The sequence below is a fragment of the Aequorivita todarodis genome, from assembly GCF_028561335.1.
Lineage (GTDB): Bacteria > Bacteroidota > Bacteroidia > Flavobacteriales > Flavobacteriaceae > Aequorivita > Aequorivita todarodis.
Window position 1 is genome coordinate 91,431 of record NZ_JAQQTG010000018.1, and the last position, 16,944, is coordinate 108,374.

Genomic DNA, 16,944 nt, shown 5'->3' on the forward strand with positions numbered 1-16,944 from the left:
ATTTTTGCCGAAATTTTTAAACTTAAAATTTAAATTCATGAGAAAACTTTTACTACTTGTTTTTTTACTGGGCGGTTTTGCCGCTTTTTCACAATCAACGGTTACTGGAACGGTAATCGATTCTGAATCAAACGACCCTTTGGCAGGAGCCAACGTGGTTGAGACTGGCACAACAAATGGCGCCATTACCGATTTTGACGGAAATTTCACTTTAGAGACTTCCGCTAAAACGGGTACACTTACCATTTCATACATTGGATACACTATTGAAAAAGTGCCGTTCAAGATCGTAAATGGAACTGCAGACCTTGGCACAGTTAAAATTACAGTGGATTCTGATGCTCTTGAAGAAGTTGTAATAGTTGGAAAAGGAATTATAGATTTGGCGAAGGACCGTCAAACTCCTATTGCTGTTTCTACCATTACTTCTGCTGAAATTCAGGCGAAGGCAATTGGTAACGTAGAATTTCCAGAGGCCGTAAAAAGCACCCCGAGTGTTTACGTTTCTAACCAAGCCGGAGGTTTTGGCGATTCACAAATGTTCTTGCGCGGTTTTGACCAAACCAACACCGCTTTCCTTTTGAACGGACAGCCGATCAACGGAATGGAAGACGGAAAAATGTACTGGTCCAACTGGTCCGGTATGTCTGACGTGGCAAACGCAGTACAGGTTCAGCGTGGTTTGGGTTCTTCAAAACTGGCCATTTCGTCAGTGGGCGGAACTGTAAACATCATTTCGCGTGCCGCCGGTAGAAAAGAAGGTGGTTTTGCGCGTTTTATGACCGGTAACGATAGCTATTTCAAAGGAACAATAAGTTATGACTCCGGCCTTAAAGGAAAATGGGCATACAGCTTTTTGCTGGACCACTGGCAAGCACACAGAAAATATTCTGACGGAACTGCTGGGCAGGGCCAAAACTATTTTGTGGGAATAGGTTATGTTCCTAACGATACCCATTCCTTTAACTTCTTACTTACGGGAGCGCCACAATGGCACGACCAAAACTTCTCAGATTCTTTGGAAGATTACGATCTGTACGGAAAACGATATAACAGCAACTCCGGTTTCTATAACGGCGAGAGATTTACCTTTAGAAGAAATTACTACCACAAGCCAATCATCAACCTTAACTGGGACTGGAACATTAGCGATAGAACAAATCTGTCTTCCGTAGCATATGCTTCTTTTGGCCGTGGCGGCGGAACGGGCCCTGCGGGAAGTTCTCGAAACATTGATGCGGTACGCGACAATCATGGCGAAATAGATTTTAATGAACTGGAAGAAAACAACATTGCAAGCGCCGAAAACGGAATAGGAAGCTTTCGGAGGGGTTCAGTAGCAAGAAGAATGTCCGTAAATAACCACAACTGGTTCGGCTTCCTTACAAACCTTGAAAGTGCCGTAAGTGATAACTTCACCTTCAATCTTGGTGTGGATACCCGTTTCTACAAAGGAAGCCACTGGTACCAAATGAACAATCTTTTGGGCCTTCAAGGCTATGCGGACAACCGTGGATATGGCGATGCAAGAGATAGCGATTACGTAATTAGCGATACTTTTGAAGCAAATCCTTGGGCGGCTTTGTTCAATTCTGCAGATGAGAGCCAACGTTTCAATTACGATTATTCAGAAAACATAAATTACATAGGTGGTTTCGGTCAAGCCGAATACAAGACCGATAGTTTCTCAGCCTTTGTTCAGGGAGCCGTTTCAACCCAAAGCTACCAAAGGGAAGGTCGTGCCGAAGGTAGGGAAGTAGAAGGCGTTAACGGTCTTGGAAAATCTGACAAAGTAAACAAAATGGGCTACAACATTAAAGGGGGTATGGGCTATACTTTTATTGAGAACAATACCCTTTTTGCCAATGCAGGTTACTATTCAAGACAACCTTTCTTGGATAATATTTTCTCTGATATCAGAAACTCAAACTATATACTTGAAGGCGAAAACGAAATTGACAATGAGGAAATTTTAGGTGTTGAAGTTGGGTATAGACTTCGTGCGGGAGCATTTAGTTTAGACTTAAATGGCTACTACACCAGTTGGGGTAACCGTTTCCTTTCAGGAAGTTTTATTGAAGGAAATCCAAACGATCCCAACCCTGTCAATCAAAAAGATCGTTACCAAAGATTCACTGATATTACCCAAGTTCACAAAGGATTTGAATTTGAAGGGAAATACAGATACTCAAGCGCGTTTATGCTTAGAGCTTTTGGAAGCATCGGCAACTGGAAATATGACGGTGAAACCCCGTATCAGACCCGAGAAGATGAGACCAACGTATTGCTGGAAGAAGGAACGGTAAACCTTAGCGGTACCAAAGTAGGCAACGCGCCACAGACTTCTTTTGGTTTTGGCTTCAAATACAACATTTTTGGAGGTTTGACAGTTGATGCAGACTATAACATTTATACAGATCTTTATGGTTTTGTGGATGCCGAAGAAGTGACCAATGCCGCTCAGGCCGGTGTTGTGTACCAAGCCGAGCGCTTGCCGGCATACAGTGTATTGGATGCGGGAATTACTTACAAATTTGATTTTGGAGGTAATAATTTTACATTCAGGGCAAACTGCTACAACGTCACTAACGAAATGTATTTGAGCCAAAAAGATTCTTTCGGTTATTTTTACGGTAATGGAAGAACTTGGAATGCAAGCCTTCGTTACGATTTTTAATAAACAGACTATTGTTTTAAAAAAATGCCCCAGACTTTTGGGGCATTTTTATTATTTATAAACCTTATCTTTGGAACACTTATAAAAAATAAATACTATGGTTACTTCCTTACAATTCGTCCATTCCTATTGGGCATATTTGGTTCTTTTGATCGTTCTGCTCGCAACATTCAATGCACTTGCCGGGTTTTTCTCAAAAAGAGAATACGGGGCTAAAGATTTTAGAATTTCACTATTCGCACTTATTGTAACACACATTCAGATTCTCATTGGGCTGGTTCTTTATTTTGTTTCCCCTTTAGGGTTCCAAAACATTGCCAAAGTAGGAATGGGAGAAGTAATGAAGAATTCTGAATTCAGGCTTTATGCGGTAGAGCACCCTTTCGTAATGATTTTGACGGTGATCTTTATCACAATTGGCTATTCAAAACACAAAAAGAAACTCCTTTCGCACGGCAAGTTCAAAACCTTGGCAATATTCTATACCATTGCATTGGTGTTAATGCTCAGCCGGATTCCTTGGGACCATTGGTTCTAAAATAACCTCGGATTTATATACATACATGTAGGCGCGCGATTAATCGTGCGCCTACATGTTTTAATTGGCAGTCGATTTCTCCTTTATCAAATAAACAAAGACCGGAAAATGGTCGCTATACCCACCTGTATAACCATTTACAAAACTTCGGAAAGGGTATCCTTTGTATTGCCCACGGGGCGTGGTTAAATAATTTTTATTGAATATCCCAGCCTTGTAAAAACGATAGGAGGAATACTCTTTTTTGGCCAATTCCGTTGAAATAATTATTTGGTCAAAAAGATTCCAGGCATCACGGTAGGCAAGTGTGCCCATTCCCTTCTTGTACATATTTTCCATTGGGTTGTAGAGTTCCTTGAGCTTTAAATCTTCCTTTTTGTTTTTGGTTTTCAACACATCCTTTACGCTCGGGCTTATTGGATCGTCATTCAAATCGCCCATGGTAATAATTTTTGCGTACGGGTCTTCACTGAACAGTGAATCCATTATATGTTTGTTCAGTTCGGCGGCTTTTATTCTTTTTGGGCGACTGCGCTCTTCGCCCCCGCTTCGGGAGGGCCAGTGATTTACAATAATGCTAATTTTTTCTCCATCGAGCATACCGCTTACCAAAAGTTGGTCGCGTGTATAAATGCGCTTGCTGCGGTCTTGATCGTCATAGAGTACAAGCTCATAGGCTTTATAATTTGTGGGCGTAAAGAGTTTTTTCCGATATAATAGCGCCACATCAATCCCGCGACGGTCCGGGCTGTCAAAATGGACAATACCATAATCTTTGTTTACCAGGGGTTCTTGGTTCAAAAGATCTTCCAGCACACGACGGTTTTCAATTTCGCTAACCCCAATAATTGCAGGGGAAGTTCCCGTAACGTCTTCGCCTATTTCAGAAATTACTTTTGCCATATTGGCCAATTTCGCCTCGTAGATTTCCTTGGTCCAGTGATCTTTGCCCTCAGGGGTACGGTCATCGTCAAATGTTATTGGGTCGTCTTCGTAGTCAAAAAGATTTTCAAGGTTGTAAAAGGCAATCGTGTTTATTTTATATGCCTTCTCGCTTTGGGAAAATGAAAAAGTAATATAAAACAGGCAAAGAAAAAGAGGGTATTGAAAGCGTCGATCCATTTTCCGCAAGATTATTATTCTTAAAAAGTTAACAAATATATTTTATATACGACACTTTTTTTATTAAATTTATGACGTTATAATTAAAATTCTCCCCTAAATATATTCTCCCCAGTAAAATTCATATTTAAAGATGAAACGCTTCATTTTTATAGGATATGTGTTTTTTTGGGCTGGGCTCTCGTCATTTGCCCAAGAGGCCATCGTAAAAGGGCGGGTACTGGAAACCAATTCTTATGAGCCCATTCCTGATGTCGGGATCAGCATTCAGGGCAGTAGCTTCAATACCACAACCGATGCTTTGGGCGAGTTTAATTTTCTTCAGGAAAATCTTCCGCAAGGGCAGCAAATACTGATTGTTTCAAAATCAGGCTACATTACTTTAAAGCTTCCCATAATTATTCAAAACGATGCGCCAATCAATTTGGACCCGGTTTTAATGGAGATAGATTTGCGCGAAGTGGAGCAACAAATTGGGGTTATCAGTCTTTCCGATAACGAATTGGATGATGACGCCGGCACTTCTTATACTATTTCCGGGCTGTTGCAGGCATCAGACGATATTTTTTTGAATGCCGCCGCTTATGATTTCAGTGCTACTTTTTTCAAGCCGCGCGGGTTTGACAATGCAAATGGAAAAGTATTGATCAACGGTATTGAAATAAACAAACAATACGACGGCCGGCCGCAATGGGCAGCTTGGGGCGGGTTGAACGATGTACAGCGCAACCAGGAATTCTCGATGGGCTTGAAGGCCAATGACTATGCGTTTGGAGATGTTGCCGGAACCACCAATATAATTATGCGTGCTTCCCAATACCGCAAAGGTGGACGGGTTTCGTATGCATCTTCCAATAGAAGTTATCGCGGACGCGTAATGGGTTCTTATAATAGCGGTTTGGGGAAAAATGGTTGGGCGTATTCGGTGTTGCTTTCGCGGCGTTTTGGAAACGGTGGTTTTCAGGAAGGAACGATATATGATGCCAATTCCTTTTTCGCTTCCGTGGAGAAAAATTTTGGCAAAAACAGCAGCCTTAATTTCACGGCATTTTACACGCCGAACCATCGTGGAAAATCAGCTCCCATAACCGCTGAGGTTGAAGATTTAAAAGGAATTGATTACAACCCAAATTGGGGCTATCAAAGTGGCGATGTTCGCAATTCAAAAACAAAAACGGTGGAGGAGCCCGTAATTATGCTCAATCATTTTTGGAATTTAAGCGATAAAACTTCGTTGAATACAAACCTTGGGTATCAATTTGGAAAAATAGGAAACACCCGCATTGATTACGGCGGGACCCGTTTGATTGAAGTGGACGGCCAGCAGGCATATATTGGGGGCGCCCGAAATCCGTATCCCAATTATTACCAACGCTTGCCCAGTTATTTTCTTCGCTTTGAAAACCCTTCGGCTTATGATTATGAACTTGCCTATTTGGCGGGGCGGGAGTTTATAAATGATGGCCAACTGGACTGGGACTCGCTTTACGAAGCCAATAGAATTGCAAAGGATAGCGGCGGAAATTCCATATATGCCATTCAGGAAGATAGGCAGGATGACACCCAATTAACGTTGAATACAATTCTAAACAGCCGGGTTAACGAAAATATTACCCTAAACGGAAGCCTCAGTTATCGCAATCTAAAAAGTGAAAACTTTGCCGAACTGAACGATCTTTTGGGCGGAACGGGCTATTTGGACATCGATTATTTTGCCGAAGGCGTAAACAATACAATCATCGGCGATGTGGCCCAAAGCGATTTGCAAAACCGAAACCGAATCGTTACCGAAGGCGAACGCTACAAATATAATTATGAATTGAACGCCAGCGTAATTTCGGGTTTTGTGCAGGGGCAGTTTAAATATAGCCGGACGGATTTGTATTTCGCTGCAACTGCTTCACAGACCAGTTACCAACGCAACGGTCTTTTCGAAAACGGCAATTTTCCCGGAAATCTTTCCTTAGGGAAAAGTGAAAACTTGAGTTTTACCAATTTTGGAGGAAAAGCCGGTCTTCTTTATAAAATTTCTGGAAGACATTTGGTTGATTTTAATGCTGGCTATTTCACCAAAGCGCCAACGCTTCGAAATGCTTTCAGCAACTCCCGACAGAGCAATGCAACCGTAATCGGGCTGGAATCTGAAAAAATCCAGAATGTAGATTTAAGTTATATTTTCCGCTCACCCATTGTGAAAGCACGGCTCACGGGTTATTTCAATACCATCAAAAATCAGACGGATATCAATTTCTTTTTTACCGAATCTGCCCAAGGTTACAAAGACGGATATGCTTTCGTACAGGAAGTAATTACAGGAATTGACACCCGAAAAATGGGCGCGGAGTTGGGCATTGAAGCGCAAATTACCCCAACGTTTAAGTTGAAAGCAGCGGCAGCTTTTGGCGAAAATGTTTACACAAACAATCCGAACCAATATTTAACGAGCGATGATTTCGATATTCTAACTTTCGGCGATAAAACCACAAAGCTGAAAAATTATCACGTAGCCGGCGGTCCCGAAAGGGCGTATCAAGTAGGATTGGAATATCGCGACCCCAATTTTTGGTGGGTTGGCGTTACGGCCAACTATTTTTCAAACGCATATATAGATGTAAGTACGTTGCGAAGATCCGACGCTTTCACTTTTGATGGCGATGGACAAACTTATAGCGATTATGACCCCGAAGTAGCCAAAACCCTTTTAAAACAAGAGGATTTTGGAGAATATATGCTTGTAAATATTGTCGGCGGAAAATCGTGGAGAATCAAAGGGTATTACGTTGGATTTTTTGCAACCGTCAATAATATTTTGGACCAACACTACAAAACTGGTGGTTTTGAAGATTCGCGATTGGCAGATTATAAAAAAGTGCAGGAAGATCAAAATAGAAATACGCCCATTTTTGGCAATCGCTATTTCTTTGGCTATGGAACCACATATTACGCAAATGTTTACGTACGGTTTTAACAATAAAATACTTGAGCTATGAAAACAGGAAAATTTTGCAAAGTGTTTACGCTATTCTTCGTATTAATTACAGTAGTTTCTTGCGTAAAAAAGGATGATTTTGAAGTGCCGAATACCGAAATAGTCGCGCCCAATATCAACCCAAATGACATAATCGAAATTTCTTCATTAAGAAGTTTATTGCAGCAGGAACAAACAAATACTGGAAATCCGGATGCAATTTTAACTTTGGAAGAAACAAATAAATACATCACAGGCTATGTAATTTCCAGCGATGAAGGCGGAAACTTTTTTGAGGAATTAATTATCCAGAACAGCGCATCAAACCCAAACACGGGTGTGAAAATTTTGATTGATGCGAATCCGCTTTTCACTTCTTTTGAATTTGGAAGAAAAATATACGTAAAACTCGATGGCTTGACCGTCGGCTTAAACAGTGGCGTGTTGACTTTGGGAATTCGGGACGGAACAAATATTCAGAAAATTCCGGAATCTGCTATGTTTGATTTTTTGATTCGCGATGTTGAAGTTGCGACTATTGAAGCACTTCCCATCACAATTCTTGATTTTTCAGATGCTAAAACAAACCTCTTTGTTCGTTTGACGGATGTTCAATTTGACCGCCATGAGGCCGTTGGCGAAAATCGCAAAACCTTTGCCGCGGAACCGGGTGATCAATTTGACGCTGAACGTAAACTTGAAAATTGTGAAACTGGCTATTCCACAATTTTTAGCACCAGCACCTACGCTGATTATAAAGCCGTGCTTTTGCCAAGTGGAAGGGGAACAATGGACGCAATTTTAACCTATGATTTCTACGGAGAAGACTTCAATATTACCGTAAGCGATCCTTCCACAATACATTTTGACAGTGAAGAACGATGCGATCCGGGCGAAATTGATTGCGGTTTGGCAGCTTCAACCGGAACAAATGTGCTTTTTAGTGATTTTTTCGAAACACAAACTCCGGGAGATCCAATCTCAGGAAACGGTTGGACAAATTATATAGAAGCCGGTTCCGAGCAATGGGAAGCATTCACCTCAACGGGCAGTAGTCCATCGCTCGGTATTTCTGCCAGAATGCAGGCTTACAATTCTGGCGATGCCAGCAATATCGCTTGGTTAATTACGCCCCAAATAAACTTTGATGCCCAAGAAGGCGAAACCCTAAACTTTAAAACCTCAAACAGTTTTGCGGACGGAAGCACGTTGGAATTGTTTATATCAACAGATTGGGACGGAAATCCCGAGAATATTACTTCCGCTACTTGGGACATACTTTCCGCGGCATACATAACGCAGGACGATGATGCTTTTGGGCCATGGTTTCCTTCGGGAAATGTTGATTTGGACTGTATTTCAGGAAGCGGTTATATCGCCTTAAAATATGTGGGCAGCGGTGAAGAAGCTTTTGATGGAACCTATGAGTTTGATGAAATAGTAATCAACTCAGATTAATGATTAAAAAAAACATCTTTTATTTTGTGCCATACATAGAAAGTTAAAAACCCTTGCGAAATCCAAATAATGGACAAGCAAGGGTTTTTTCTCTGGTTGGTTTTCCAGTTAATAATAGATGGTGCTCTTTATTTTTTCACAATAATAAATTCGGAACGTCTGTTTTGTTGGTGCTGGGCTTCAGTACAATTATCGCCACAATCAACGGCCGGTCTGCTTTCGCCAAAACCTTGCCCGCTAATTCTGTCTTTCGCAATTCCTTTTGAAATTACATATTGTACAGTACTGCGCGCACGTCTTTCCGAAAGGTCCATATTGTAGGCATCGCTACCGCGGTTGTCGGTATGGCCTTCAACCTTTATAACCATTTCAGGGTTTTTCTTCATCAACTCTACCAGCTTGTCCAATTCAAAGGCTGCTTGTGGCTTGATGTTGTGCTTATCGAAGTCAAAAAGAATTGGGTTCAGTTTTACAAGATCGCCTTTCACAATTTCGTCTATTGGTCGAAGCGCTATGCGGATGCTCTTTTCACCTTCTTTGGAAGATGCAACCGTTTCGGCATTGCTTTCATAGCCTTCCTTGAACGCTTGCACAACGTGCTCTTGGTTGCAGGCTACGGTAATTTTGCCGATTCCGTTTGGACCGGTAGTTTGGCTTTTCAGTTTGTTTTCAAGATTGTCAAACAGATCCAAACGTGCGCCGCCGATTGGTTCGTCGTTGCTGGCATCAACAACGATTACGTTAATGATAACATCACAAATATCAAGTTTTTTGATTTTGTAAATATCATCACTTCCCTTGCCGCCTTTTCTGTTGGAGGAAACATAGCCTTCCTGGGTTGCAGGATCATAAGAATACGCAAAATCGTCATCGCTACTGTTGACGCCAAGCCCAAGATTTCTCACTTTCCCAAAACCATCGCCTTGAGGCTCTGCGGCAAAAACGTCCATACCGCCCATACCCAAGTGCGCATCGCTACTAAAGTAGAGCGTGCCGTTGGCATCCACAAACGGGAAACCTTCCCTTCCTTCCGTATTGATGTTGTCGCCAAGGTTTACGGGAGTGCCGAAGGTACCGTCTTTTGAAATAGATACTTTATAAATGTCGGCTTGCCCTTTTCCTCCGGGGCGATCGCTGGTAAAATATAAGGTGTTTCCGTCTGGACTTAAAGCCGGATGACTGTTTGAAAATTGATGGTCGTTAAAAGGTACAGGTTTAATGTCTTTCCATTCACCATCTATATTTTCAGCACAATAGATATTTAATTGGTTAATGCCTTCTTCGTCTTTTTTGTACTTCCCGTTGTAATAATCGTTTCGGTCAAAATACATGCGCTTGCCGTCTGCGGTAATGGCTACGGTGCTTTCGTGGTATTTCGTATTTACGTCGCCTTTTAGCAATACTTCATTTTTTTCAACACCACCCACGATGGAAGCCTTGTAAATGTCCAAAAACGGTTCTTCGTTCCAACCGTACTTTTTGCGGGAAGTGTTTCTCGCCGAAGTAAAGTAGAAATCGTTCCCCACAACCGTTCCGCCAAAATCTGAATATTTTGAATTGAGAGCATCAAGATTTGTGGCAGCATATTTCTGGGCGTTTTCGTCAATAATTTTAGGTAGGTAGTCAGGGTTCTTCATAAACGCCACTGCTCTGGAATCATTCGGTTTCATTTCGGCAAACTGCTTCATATAGGTATTGTACTCGCCAAACTTGCCGTTCGCCTTTAACGATTGGGCATAGTTGTAAACCGTTTCGGCATCTACATCTTTGCGTTTTACCACGCGTTTGTAATAGGTTTCGGCCTTTTTGGTATCGTTTATAAAGAAATAGCTGTTTCCCAAACGTTCAAAAACGTAGGTGCTGCCTTCGCCCTTTTTCAGCAATTTCTGATAGGCTTCGGCGGCATCGGTATATTGCAGGCGGTCGTAATACTGATCGGCCTTTTTTGTTTTACTGTTTTGTGCGAAAGCCATTGTGCTGCTTACCGCTATGAGTAAAAGGATTGTATATATCTTGTTCATCTTAAATGAAATTTGTTTGGTTATTAGAAGAATCTTGGTGAACGTAAAACGCGCGGCTTAAAGAACAGATCGAAGGTCAGCACCACTTCGTGTGAGGCCGGACCTACTGTTTTAAGGTCGGAGGTTACGTGGTCATAAGCATAGCCCACGCGGATGTTTGGGGTAATCTGGAACCCAACCAAGCCGCTAAAGGAATCGTCCAATCTGTAGGATGCCCCAAGTTCAAATTTATCATAAAACAGCGCGTTCAGGTTTCCGTCGTAGGAAATGGGAGCGTCAAAGGCAGATTTCACCATTACGGAAGGCTTCAACTTAAAGTTTTCTGAAACTTGGAAGACGTATCCGGCAGTGGCGAAGTAATGGTTGGTCTCGGAACCGTACTTGATTCCGTTTTCATCAAGGTGAACCGATTTCAGCATATTTGGAACCGAGAACCCTACGTAAAACTTATCGCCGTACAGAAAAGCACCTGCCCCAATGTTTGGGTAAGTGTTATTTATATCTTCTGAAAAGAATGGGTCATTGGGATCCTGAAGTTCCAGACCGCTTAGGCCCACCTCGTGAAAGGTGGCCCCGGCTTTTAGACCCAGGGCAAGTTTTACGGTGCTGCCCAATTGCAGGGTGTAGGAGAAATCCGCATACACATTGGTCTCACTTACGGGACCCAACTCGTCTTTTATGGCGGAAAGGCCCAGACCTATTTTATCGCTAATGGGCGAATGTGCCGAAAAGGTAAAGGTAACTGGGTTATCGTCCAGCCCAGACCATTGGTTTCTGTAAAGTGCGGTGAGCGAAAGACTTTCCTTGGAGCCCGCATAGGCCGGGTTCACCACGTTCATATTGTACATGTACTGGGTATATTGAGGGTCCTGCTGCGCCTGTGCTTCCTGAAAGAGCAGCACCGCCATCAATACTATTATGCTATATATATGTTTTTTCATCTGTATAAAATATTTGATAAATTGGAAGATGGAATGTCCAGATAATGTATTCGCATTCATTTTGGAAATAATTGGTGGACATTTCATTTTTATCTATTTGGTAGTTAAAAAGTATTTAATGGGTTAGTTCGCTTTCTGGTTAAGATAAATCCAACCTGTGGCCTGTGAGCCGTAGACAGCATCGTTCCCTGCAAGGTCAATTACGTAGAAATAGGTTCCCGTGGGAAGCGCTTCACCATCATTGGTTTGGCCTTTCCATTGGTTGATGTAATTGTTCTGTTCATAAACTTGTGTCCCCAATCTATTGAAGATTTGAAGTTTATTGATTCCGGTTCTATCATTTAGGAAGGTAAGGTCCAGGGTATCGTTAAAGCCATCTCCATTTGGTGAAAGCCCTTCAGAAATTACGCAATTTCCAACGGCATACAAATTAACATCCACTGAATCCGTACCGGAACATCCGCCCACTGAAATTACCACGGAATAGGTTTGGGTACCTATCGTTCCCGGTTCAACCATAAAATTCAGCGTGCTATTTGTTTCTCCAGTCAATAAAGTTCCGTTCAAAAACCACTGGTAGGTTGCACCTTCTTCAATGGTAGTTGCAGTTAGTGTTTGTGGTTCGTTAGGACATGTTAGTAAATCGTCGCCAAGAGTAACCTCAAGATCATCCCTATAGGAAACCGTTACGCTATCTGATGCCGTACAACTTCCAACAGTTGCCGTTACGGTATAAGTTCCAATTTCAGTGATTATTAATGTGGAATTTGTTTCGCCGGCTAAAATGGTACCATCAAGGCTCCACTCGTAAGTTGCATCTGGATTTTGAACGGTAAGCAAAGCTTCCAAAACAACTTGGGAATCAAAACAGGTTTGGAAATCCTCATTAACTGTTACTTCAATATTCCCCAAACCGACCACAACGCTGTCCGTAGTAGTACAGAGATTAACAGTAGCCGTAACCGCATAGGTTCCGGGCTGGGTAATATTGAGGGTTTGGTTGGTTTCGCCAGTAAGGATTACCCCGTTCAAGCTCCACTCGTACGTTGCTAAGGTTGGATCGTAATCTATTGCTTCAGCCGTAAGGGTTTCGGGTGTTTCAAAACAAGACGTAAAATCATTTCCCAATGAAACCTGAATGTTTTGTTGTGAAAGTGTCACTTCATCCGTTGCGGCACAATCGGCCACTGAAACTATTACGCTGTAAACGCCATATTGAGTAGCATTCAGTGTTGGGTTTGTTTCTCCGACTAAAACGTTTCCGTCAAGACTCCATTCATAAGTTGCATCTGCGGGGTTATAGTTGGAAGGGGAGGCGTCTAAAACCACGGGTTCAGTGAAGCAGGTTTCTATATTATCTCCCAGTTCAATCAAAGGAAGTTCGTTAAAGTTTATTACCACGGAGGCGTTAACGGTACAAGTGCCAATGGTTACTTCCACGGTATAGGTTCCGGAAGTGGTTACGGTAATAGTTTGTGTAGTTTCACCTGTATTCCATAGGAACGTAGCCTCGGCAGGGTTTCCGCCAATTATTTCGGCAGTAATATCATAGCTTTGGGCATCACAAAGTTCTTGGTCGCCGCCAAGATCTACTGTAAAGGAGCCTATTCTTGTTACGGTAACCTCATCGGTTTCCGTAACCACATCGCCGTTACAATTTGTGTAAACTGCTTGGGCGGTGTATGTGGTTGAAGGGTCTGTTGGACAAACATTTATCGTTGGATCGGTACCGATAACTGTCCCTGTTGAATCCAACCAAGAAAAAACAACATTTGAAGCGCCGTTTGGCGTAAAGCGCCATGCCTCGTTGGAAGCTGCCCAATTTCCGGTATTTCTTCCAGGAGCGGTATAACCTACCGTACCGTTTTGGTTTTGAATTCCCAATACGGCATTTCCGTCATTCCAGGTACAGCCATCCGGCCTATCCTCTACATAAACTTCCACTACGTTTGTAGTTTCATAAATAACTATTTGGGAGGTTAGGGAAAGATTGTTGCAGTCAAAATATGGGATTCCCGGAAAATTAACCACCATTGTTCTGCAGGGTGATTCCCCAAAAACGGTCCAATTTATTTGGCCAGAACCGCCTACAGATGGATCTACATCCATATAGGGGCCAAAGATGGTTGTAAAAAACAGGTTGGGATCTGGAATTGATTCATCAAACAACCAACTACAATAGCCGCCGGGTGGATTATTGACTAGGTCGAACGAAACCACTGCGTTGGAACCAATGACCATTTGCGAATAGGTTTCGCCAAAAAAGCAGAAATCAAAAGGCAATTGGATGGCATCGGACCAAATGTCATCTGTGTCCACAGACACAGGTGTTCCTCCCGTAAACGGGAAAGGAGGATCATAAGGAATGGATGAAACAGCATAACTGGTGGTTTCTCCAGTGTTTAGAAAACTTGCCGTAAGGTCTGTACAAGGTTGCCCACAGTCCAGCTCCACATCTTCACCGGCATAAACGTTTGGACATCCCGGTCCTTGTGCAAATGCAGAAAAAGAAAGTAATAGGAAACTAATAAGTGCGAGCGTGTGCGGTCTAAAGTTGACTTTAAAATAATAGTGGCAACTTTGTAAATAGAGGGGTAATTTTTTATTCATAAAGTTTTTGTTGGTGATTATTGTATTTTATTGCGTGTTAACTTTTTTTTAACAGCGAAATATATGAATTTTCTAAATAATATCCCTTTCATTTTCTTTCCGTTTTTTAAAAAACATCTATATCGGTCTGACCATCTTAAATTGCTCCTAAGGGAGATGGAAGTCTAAACTTGTGTTTTGTACCTTTGCGGGTATTCAGTATTCAGTGGTCAGTAATCTGTGGCAATAGTATCTACGGAATCAAAAGCATCAAAGCATCAATAAAAATATATGATAGAGCAAACGGACATTTCCTACGAAAAAACAGTTTTAATTGGATTGATAACAAAATTTCAGGACGAAGAAAAATCTGAAGAATACCTCGATGAACTGGAATTTCTGGCATACACTGCGGGTGGGGAGGTGCTGAAACGCTTCACCCAAAAAATAGAGGTGCCCAATCCGAAGACCTTTATTGGCACCGGAAAGTTGGAGGAGGTTAAACAATATGTGGACGCGCACGAAGTGGGGGTTGCCATTTTTGATGACGAACTTTCGCCTGCACAACAAAAAAATATTGAAAAGATCCTTCAGTGCAAAATTATAGACCGCACCAACTTAATTCTCGACATTTTCGCACAACGTGCACAAACCAGCTACGCCCGAACGCAAGTTGAACTTGCGCAATACCAATATTTACTTCCTCGTCTTGCTGGGATGTGGACCCACCTTGAGCGGCAGCGCGGGGGTATCGGGATGCGCGGTCCGGGGGAAACGGAGATTGAAACGGACAGGCGGATTGTTCGCGACCGGATTGCTTTGCTGAAGGATAAATTGAAAAAAATTGACCGCCAAATGGAGGTGCAGCGCGGCAATCGCGGTTCTTTGGTGCGGGTGGCTTTGGTAGGTTACACAAATGTGGGAAAATCTACCTTGATGAACGTGATCAGTAAAAGCGATGTTTTTGCAGAAGATAAGCTCTTCGCAACGCTCGATACCACCGTTCGGAAAGTGGTTATTGGCAATCTTCCATTTTTACTTACCGATACCGTTGGTTTCATCAGAAAACTGCCAACCCAGCTCGTAGAATCCTTTAAAAGCACGTTGGACGAGGTTCGCGAAGCAGATTTGTTGCTGCACGTGGTAGATATTAGCCATCCTTCCTTTGAACATCACATTGATTCGGTGGACAAAATTCTAGAAGAAATAGGCAGTGCGGACAAACCCACAATTATGGTCTTCAACAAAATTGACGCTTACGAAGCAGAGGAAATTGAAGAAGACGATTTAATGACCGAAAAAACCAAGGCCCACTACACTTTAGAGGAGTGGAAACAAACTTGGATGGCAAAACTGAATGGTGACGCCATTTTTATTTCAGCTTTGAACAAAGAAAACTTCAGTGAGTTCCGAAAGTTGGTTTATGAAAAAGTGAAGGAAATCCACACCACCCGTTTCCCGTACAACAACTTTCTGTACGATGAATACACGGAGGAAGATTAAAAATTGTTTGTAGTAAGAGTATAAAAAAGCTGCCAAGTAATAAAACCTGACAGCTTTTTTATTTTTGCCTAACTAACGCCTAATGCCTAATGCCTAATGCCTAAAACCCATAAGTTACGCCAATCCCCAAAGCTTCCCGAATTTGGAAACCCTGTACGGCATTGTCGTCATATATTGCTTGAAAGGTAACGTTTGATGTAATGTATTTGTTCACATTCATCACGAGGTTAAAAGTGTAATCAATATCAACATTTTGTGGATCTTCAAGGTAATTTGAATAGAGGTTCAAAATGTTTTCTGCGGAAATATTCGCCATAATATTAAATTTGGCATAGCCTGAAAGGGAAGCTCCAAATTCAAAACGGCTGCTTTTGTTGGCATCAACCCCGTAGTATTTGTTTTCGTTATAGGCATCCAATGCCCCTGGAATAGCTTCGTTCACAGAGGTAAAATCCTTATCAACAAGAATAAACTTTGCGGTTGCGGGAGAAACGTTCACATAAAGATTGTCGTTTTTTTTCCAAAGCAAACCAGGGCCAAATTGAATATAAGCTGGTGAGAGGATATGGGTAGTCTCAGTTCGATACCCTGCATCATCAGGATTAAGGTCTTCATTAAATTCATACCCTTTTGCAAATTGGGTCTTGAAATTCAAAAACAATGAGGCATACCAGTTACTTTCCTTTATTTGCCTTCCTAAGATAGAGTTCAGCTCCAAACGGTCATTGGTCTTTCGGGAATATTTATCGTCTTTGTTTTTGGTAACGCCATATTCGCCAATCAAGCGGTTGTTCCAAGAAATTTTGTCTTGCTTATAGTTGAAATCGTAAGTCAATGAAAGGTTTCCGGAATAATTGGAAGTTCCACCACCGGTCCATTCGTGGTTAAATGCGGCTTGGTTGAACAATAACGAAATGTTTCCAGCACGCGTCCAGCCGTTCGGAATAGAATCTTTTGGAGTTTCTTCCTGTGAGAAGACGGCCAATGGAGCAGCTAAAAGAACTGCAAGAAGTAAAAGTTTTTTCATCTTATAAAGAATTTGGTTCTTTGCAAAAATAAGAACTCTTTTTGGAGGATGGCCAAACAACAAGTAAAATTGGGGTTTTTTTAAGATTGAAAACTGTTTC

10 protein-coding genes are annotated in these 16,944 nt (G+C 42.0%); 5 read left to right on the top strand and 5 right to left on the bottom strand.

What is annotated here, in order from left to right:
- The first annotated feature begins 37 nt into the window (after positions 1 to 37).
- Complete coding sequence (locus POV26_RS07980) at positions 38 to 2,677, top strand: TonB-dependent receptor (protein WP_272855946.1); 2,640 nt, start codon at positions 38 to 40, stop codon at positions 2,675 to 2,677.
- Positions 2,678 to 2,774: 97 nt separating this feature from the next.
- A complete protein-coding gene (locus POV26_RS07985; protein WP_272855947.1) occupies positions 2,775 to 3,215 on the top strand; it encodes a hypothetical protein in 441 nt (146 codons plus the stop codon).
- A gap of 60 nt (positions 3,216 to 3,275) precedes the next feature.
- Here the strand turns inward: POV26_RS07985 and POV26_RS07990 are convergent, their stop codons facing one another.
- Positions 3,276 to 4,337: an endonuclease/exonuclease/phosphatase family protein gene (locus tag POV26_RS07990; protein ID WP_272855948.1), complete on the bottom strand. Its 1,062-nt coding sequence runs from the start codon at positions 4,335 to 4,337 to the stop codon at positions 3,276 to 3,278.
- A 133-nt stretch (positions 4,338 to 4,470) separates the two neighbouring features.
- Between POV26_RS07990 and POV26_RS07995 the strand changes: the two genes are divergently transcribed.
- Positions 4,471 to 7,305 (top strand): TonB-dependent receptor, encoded by a 2,835-nt coding sequence (locus POV26_RS07995; protein WP_272855949.1) that lies wholly within the window; start codon positions 4,471 to 4,473, stop codon positions 7,303 to 7,305.
- 18 nt (positions 7,306 to 7,323) lie between these two features.
- Positions 7,324 to 8,763, top strand: a complete 1,440-nt coding sequence (locus POV26_RS08000) for a DUF5689 domain-containing protein (protein WP_272855950.1) — start codon at positions 7,324 to 7,326, stop codon at positions 8,761 to 8,763.
- A gap of 128 nt (positions 8,764 to 8,891) precedes the next feature.
- On the opposite strand, the gene POV26_RS08005 is transcribed toward POV26_RS08000, so the two are convergent.
- The 3 genes from POV26_RS08005 to POV26_RS08015 form a co-directional block, all read right to left on the bottom strand.
- Positions 8,892 to 10,784: an OmpA family protein gene (locus tag POV26_RS08005; protein ID WP_272855951.1), complete on the bottom strand. Its 1,893-nt coding sequence runs from the start codon at positions 10,782 to 10,784 to the stop codon at positions 8,892 to 8,894.
- Positions 10,785 to 10,807: 23 nt separating this feature from the next.
- The gene (locus POV26_RS08010) at positions 10,808 to 11,725 is read right to left on the bottom strand and encodes a PorP/SprF family type IX secretion system membrane protein (protein ID WP_272855952.1); all 918 of its coding nucleotides are present in this window, start codon (positions 11,723 to 11,725) and stop codon (positions 10,808 to 10,810) included.
- Between the two features lie 123 nt (positions 11,726 to 11,848).
- Complete coding sequence (locus tag POV26_RS08015; protein WP_272855953.1) at positions 11,849 to 14,335, bottom strand: T9SS type B sorting domain-containing protein; 2,487 nt, start codon at positions 14,333 to 14,335, stop codon at positions 11,849 to 11,851.
- 270 nt (positions 14,336 to 14,605) lie between these two features.
- Here POV26_RS08015 and hflX point away from each other — a divergent pair, with 270 nt between their 5' ends.
- Positions 14,606 to 15,817, top strand: a complete 1,212-nt coding sequence (hflX, locus tag POV26_RS08020; protein ID WP_272855954.1) for a GTPase HflX — start codon at positions 14,606 to 14,608, stop codon at positions 15,815 to 15,817.
- A gap of 100 nt (positions 15,818 to 15,917) precedes the next feature.
- Here hflX and POV26_RS08025 read toward each other — a convergent pair whose 3' ends face one another.
- Positions 15,918 to 16,844: a DUF3078 domain-containing protein gene (locus POV26_RS08025; protein ID WP_272855955.1), complete on the bottom strand. Its 927-nt coding sequence runs from the start codon at positions 16,842 to 16,844 to the stop codon at positions 15,918 to 15,920.
- Positions 16,845 to 16,944 lie beyond the last annotated feature (100 nt).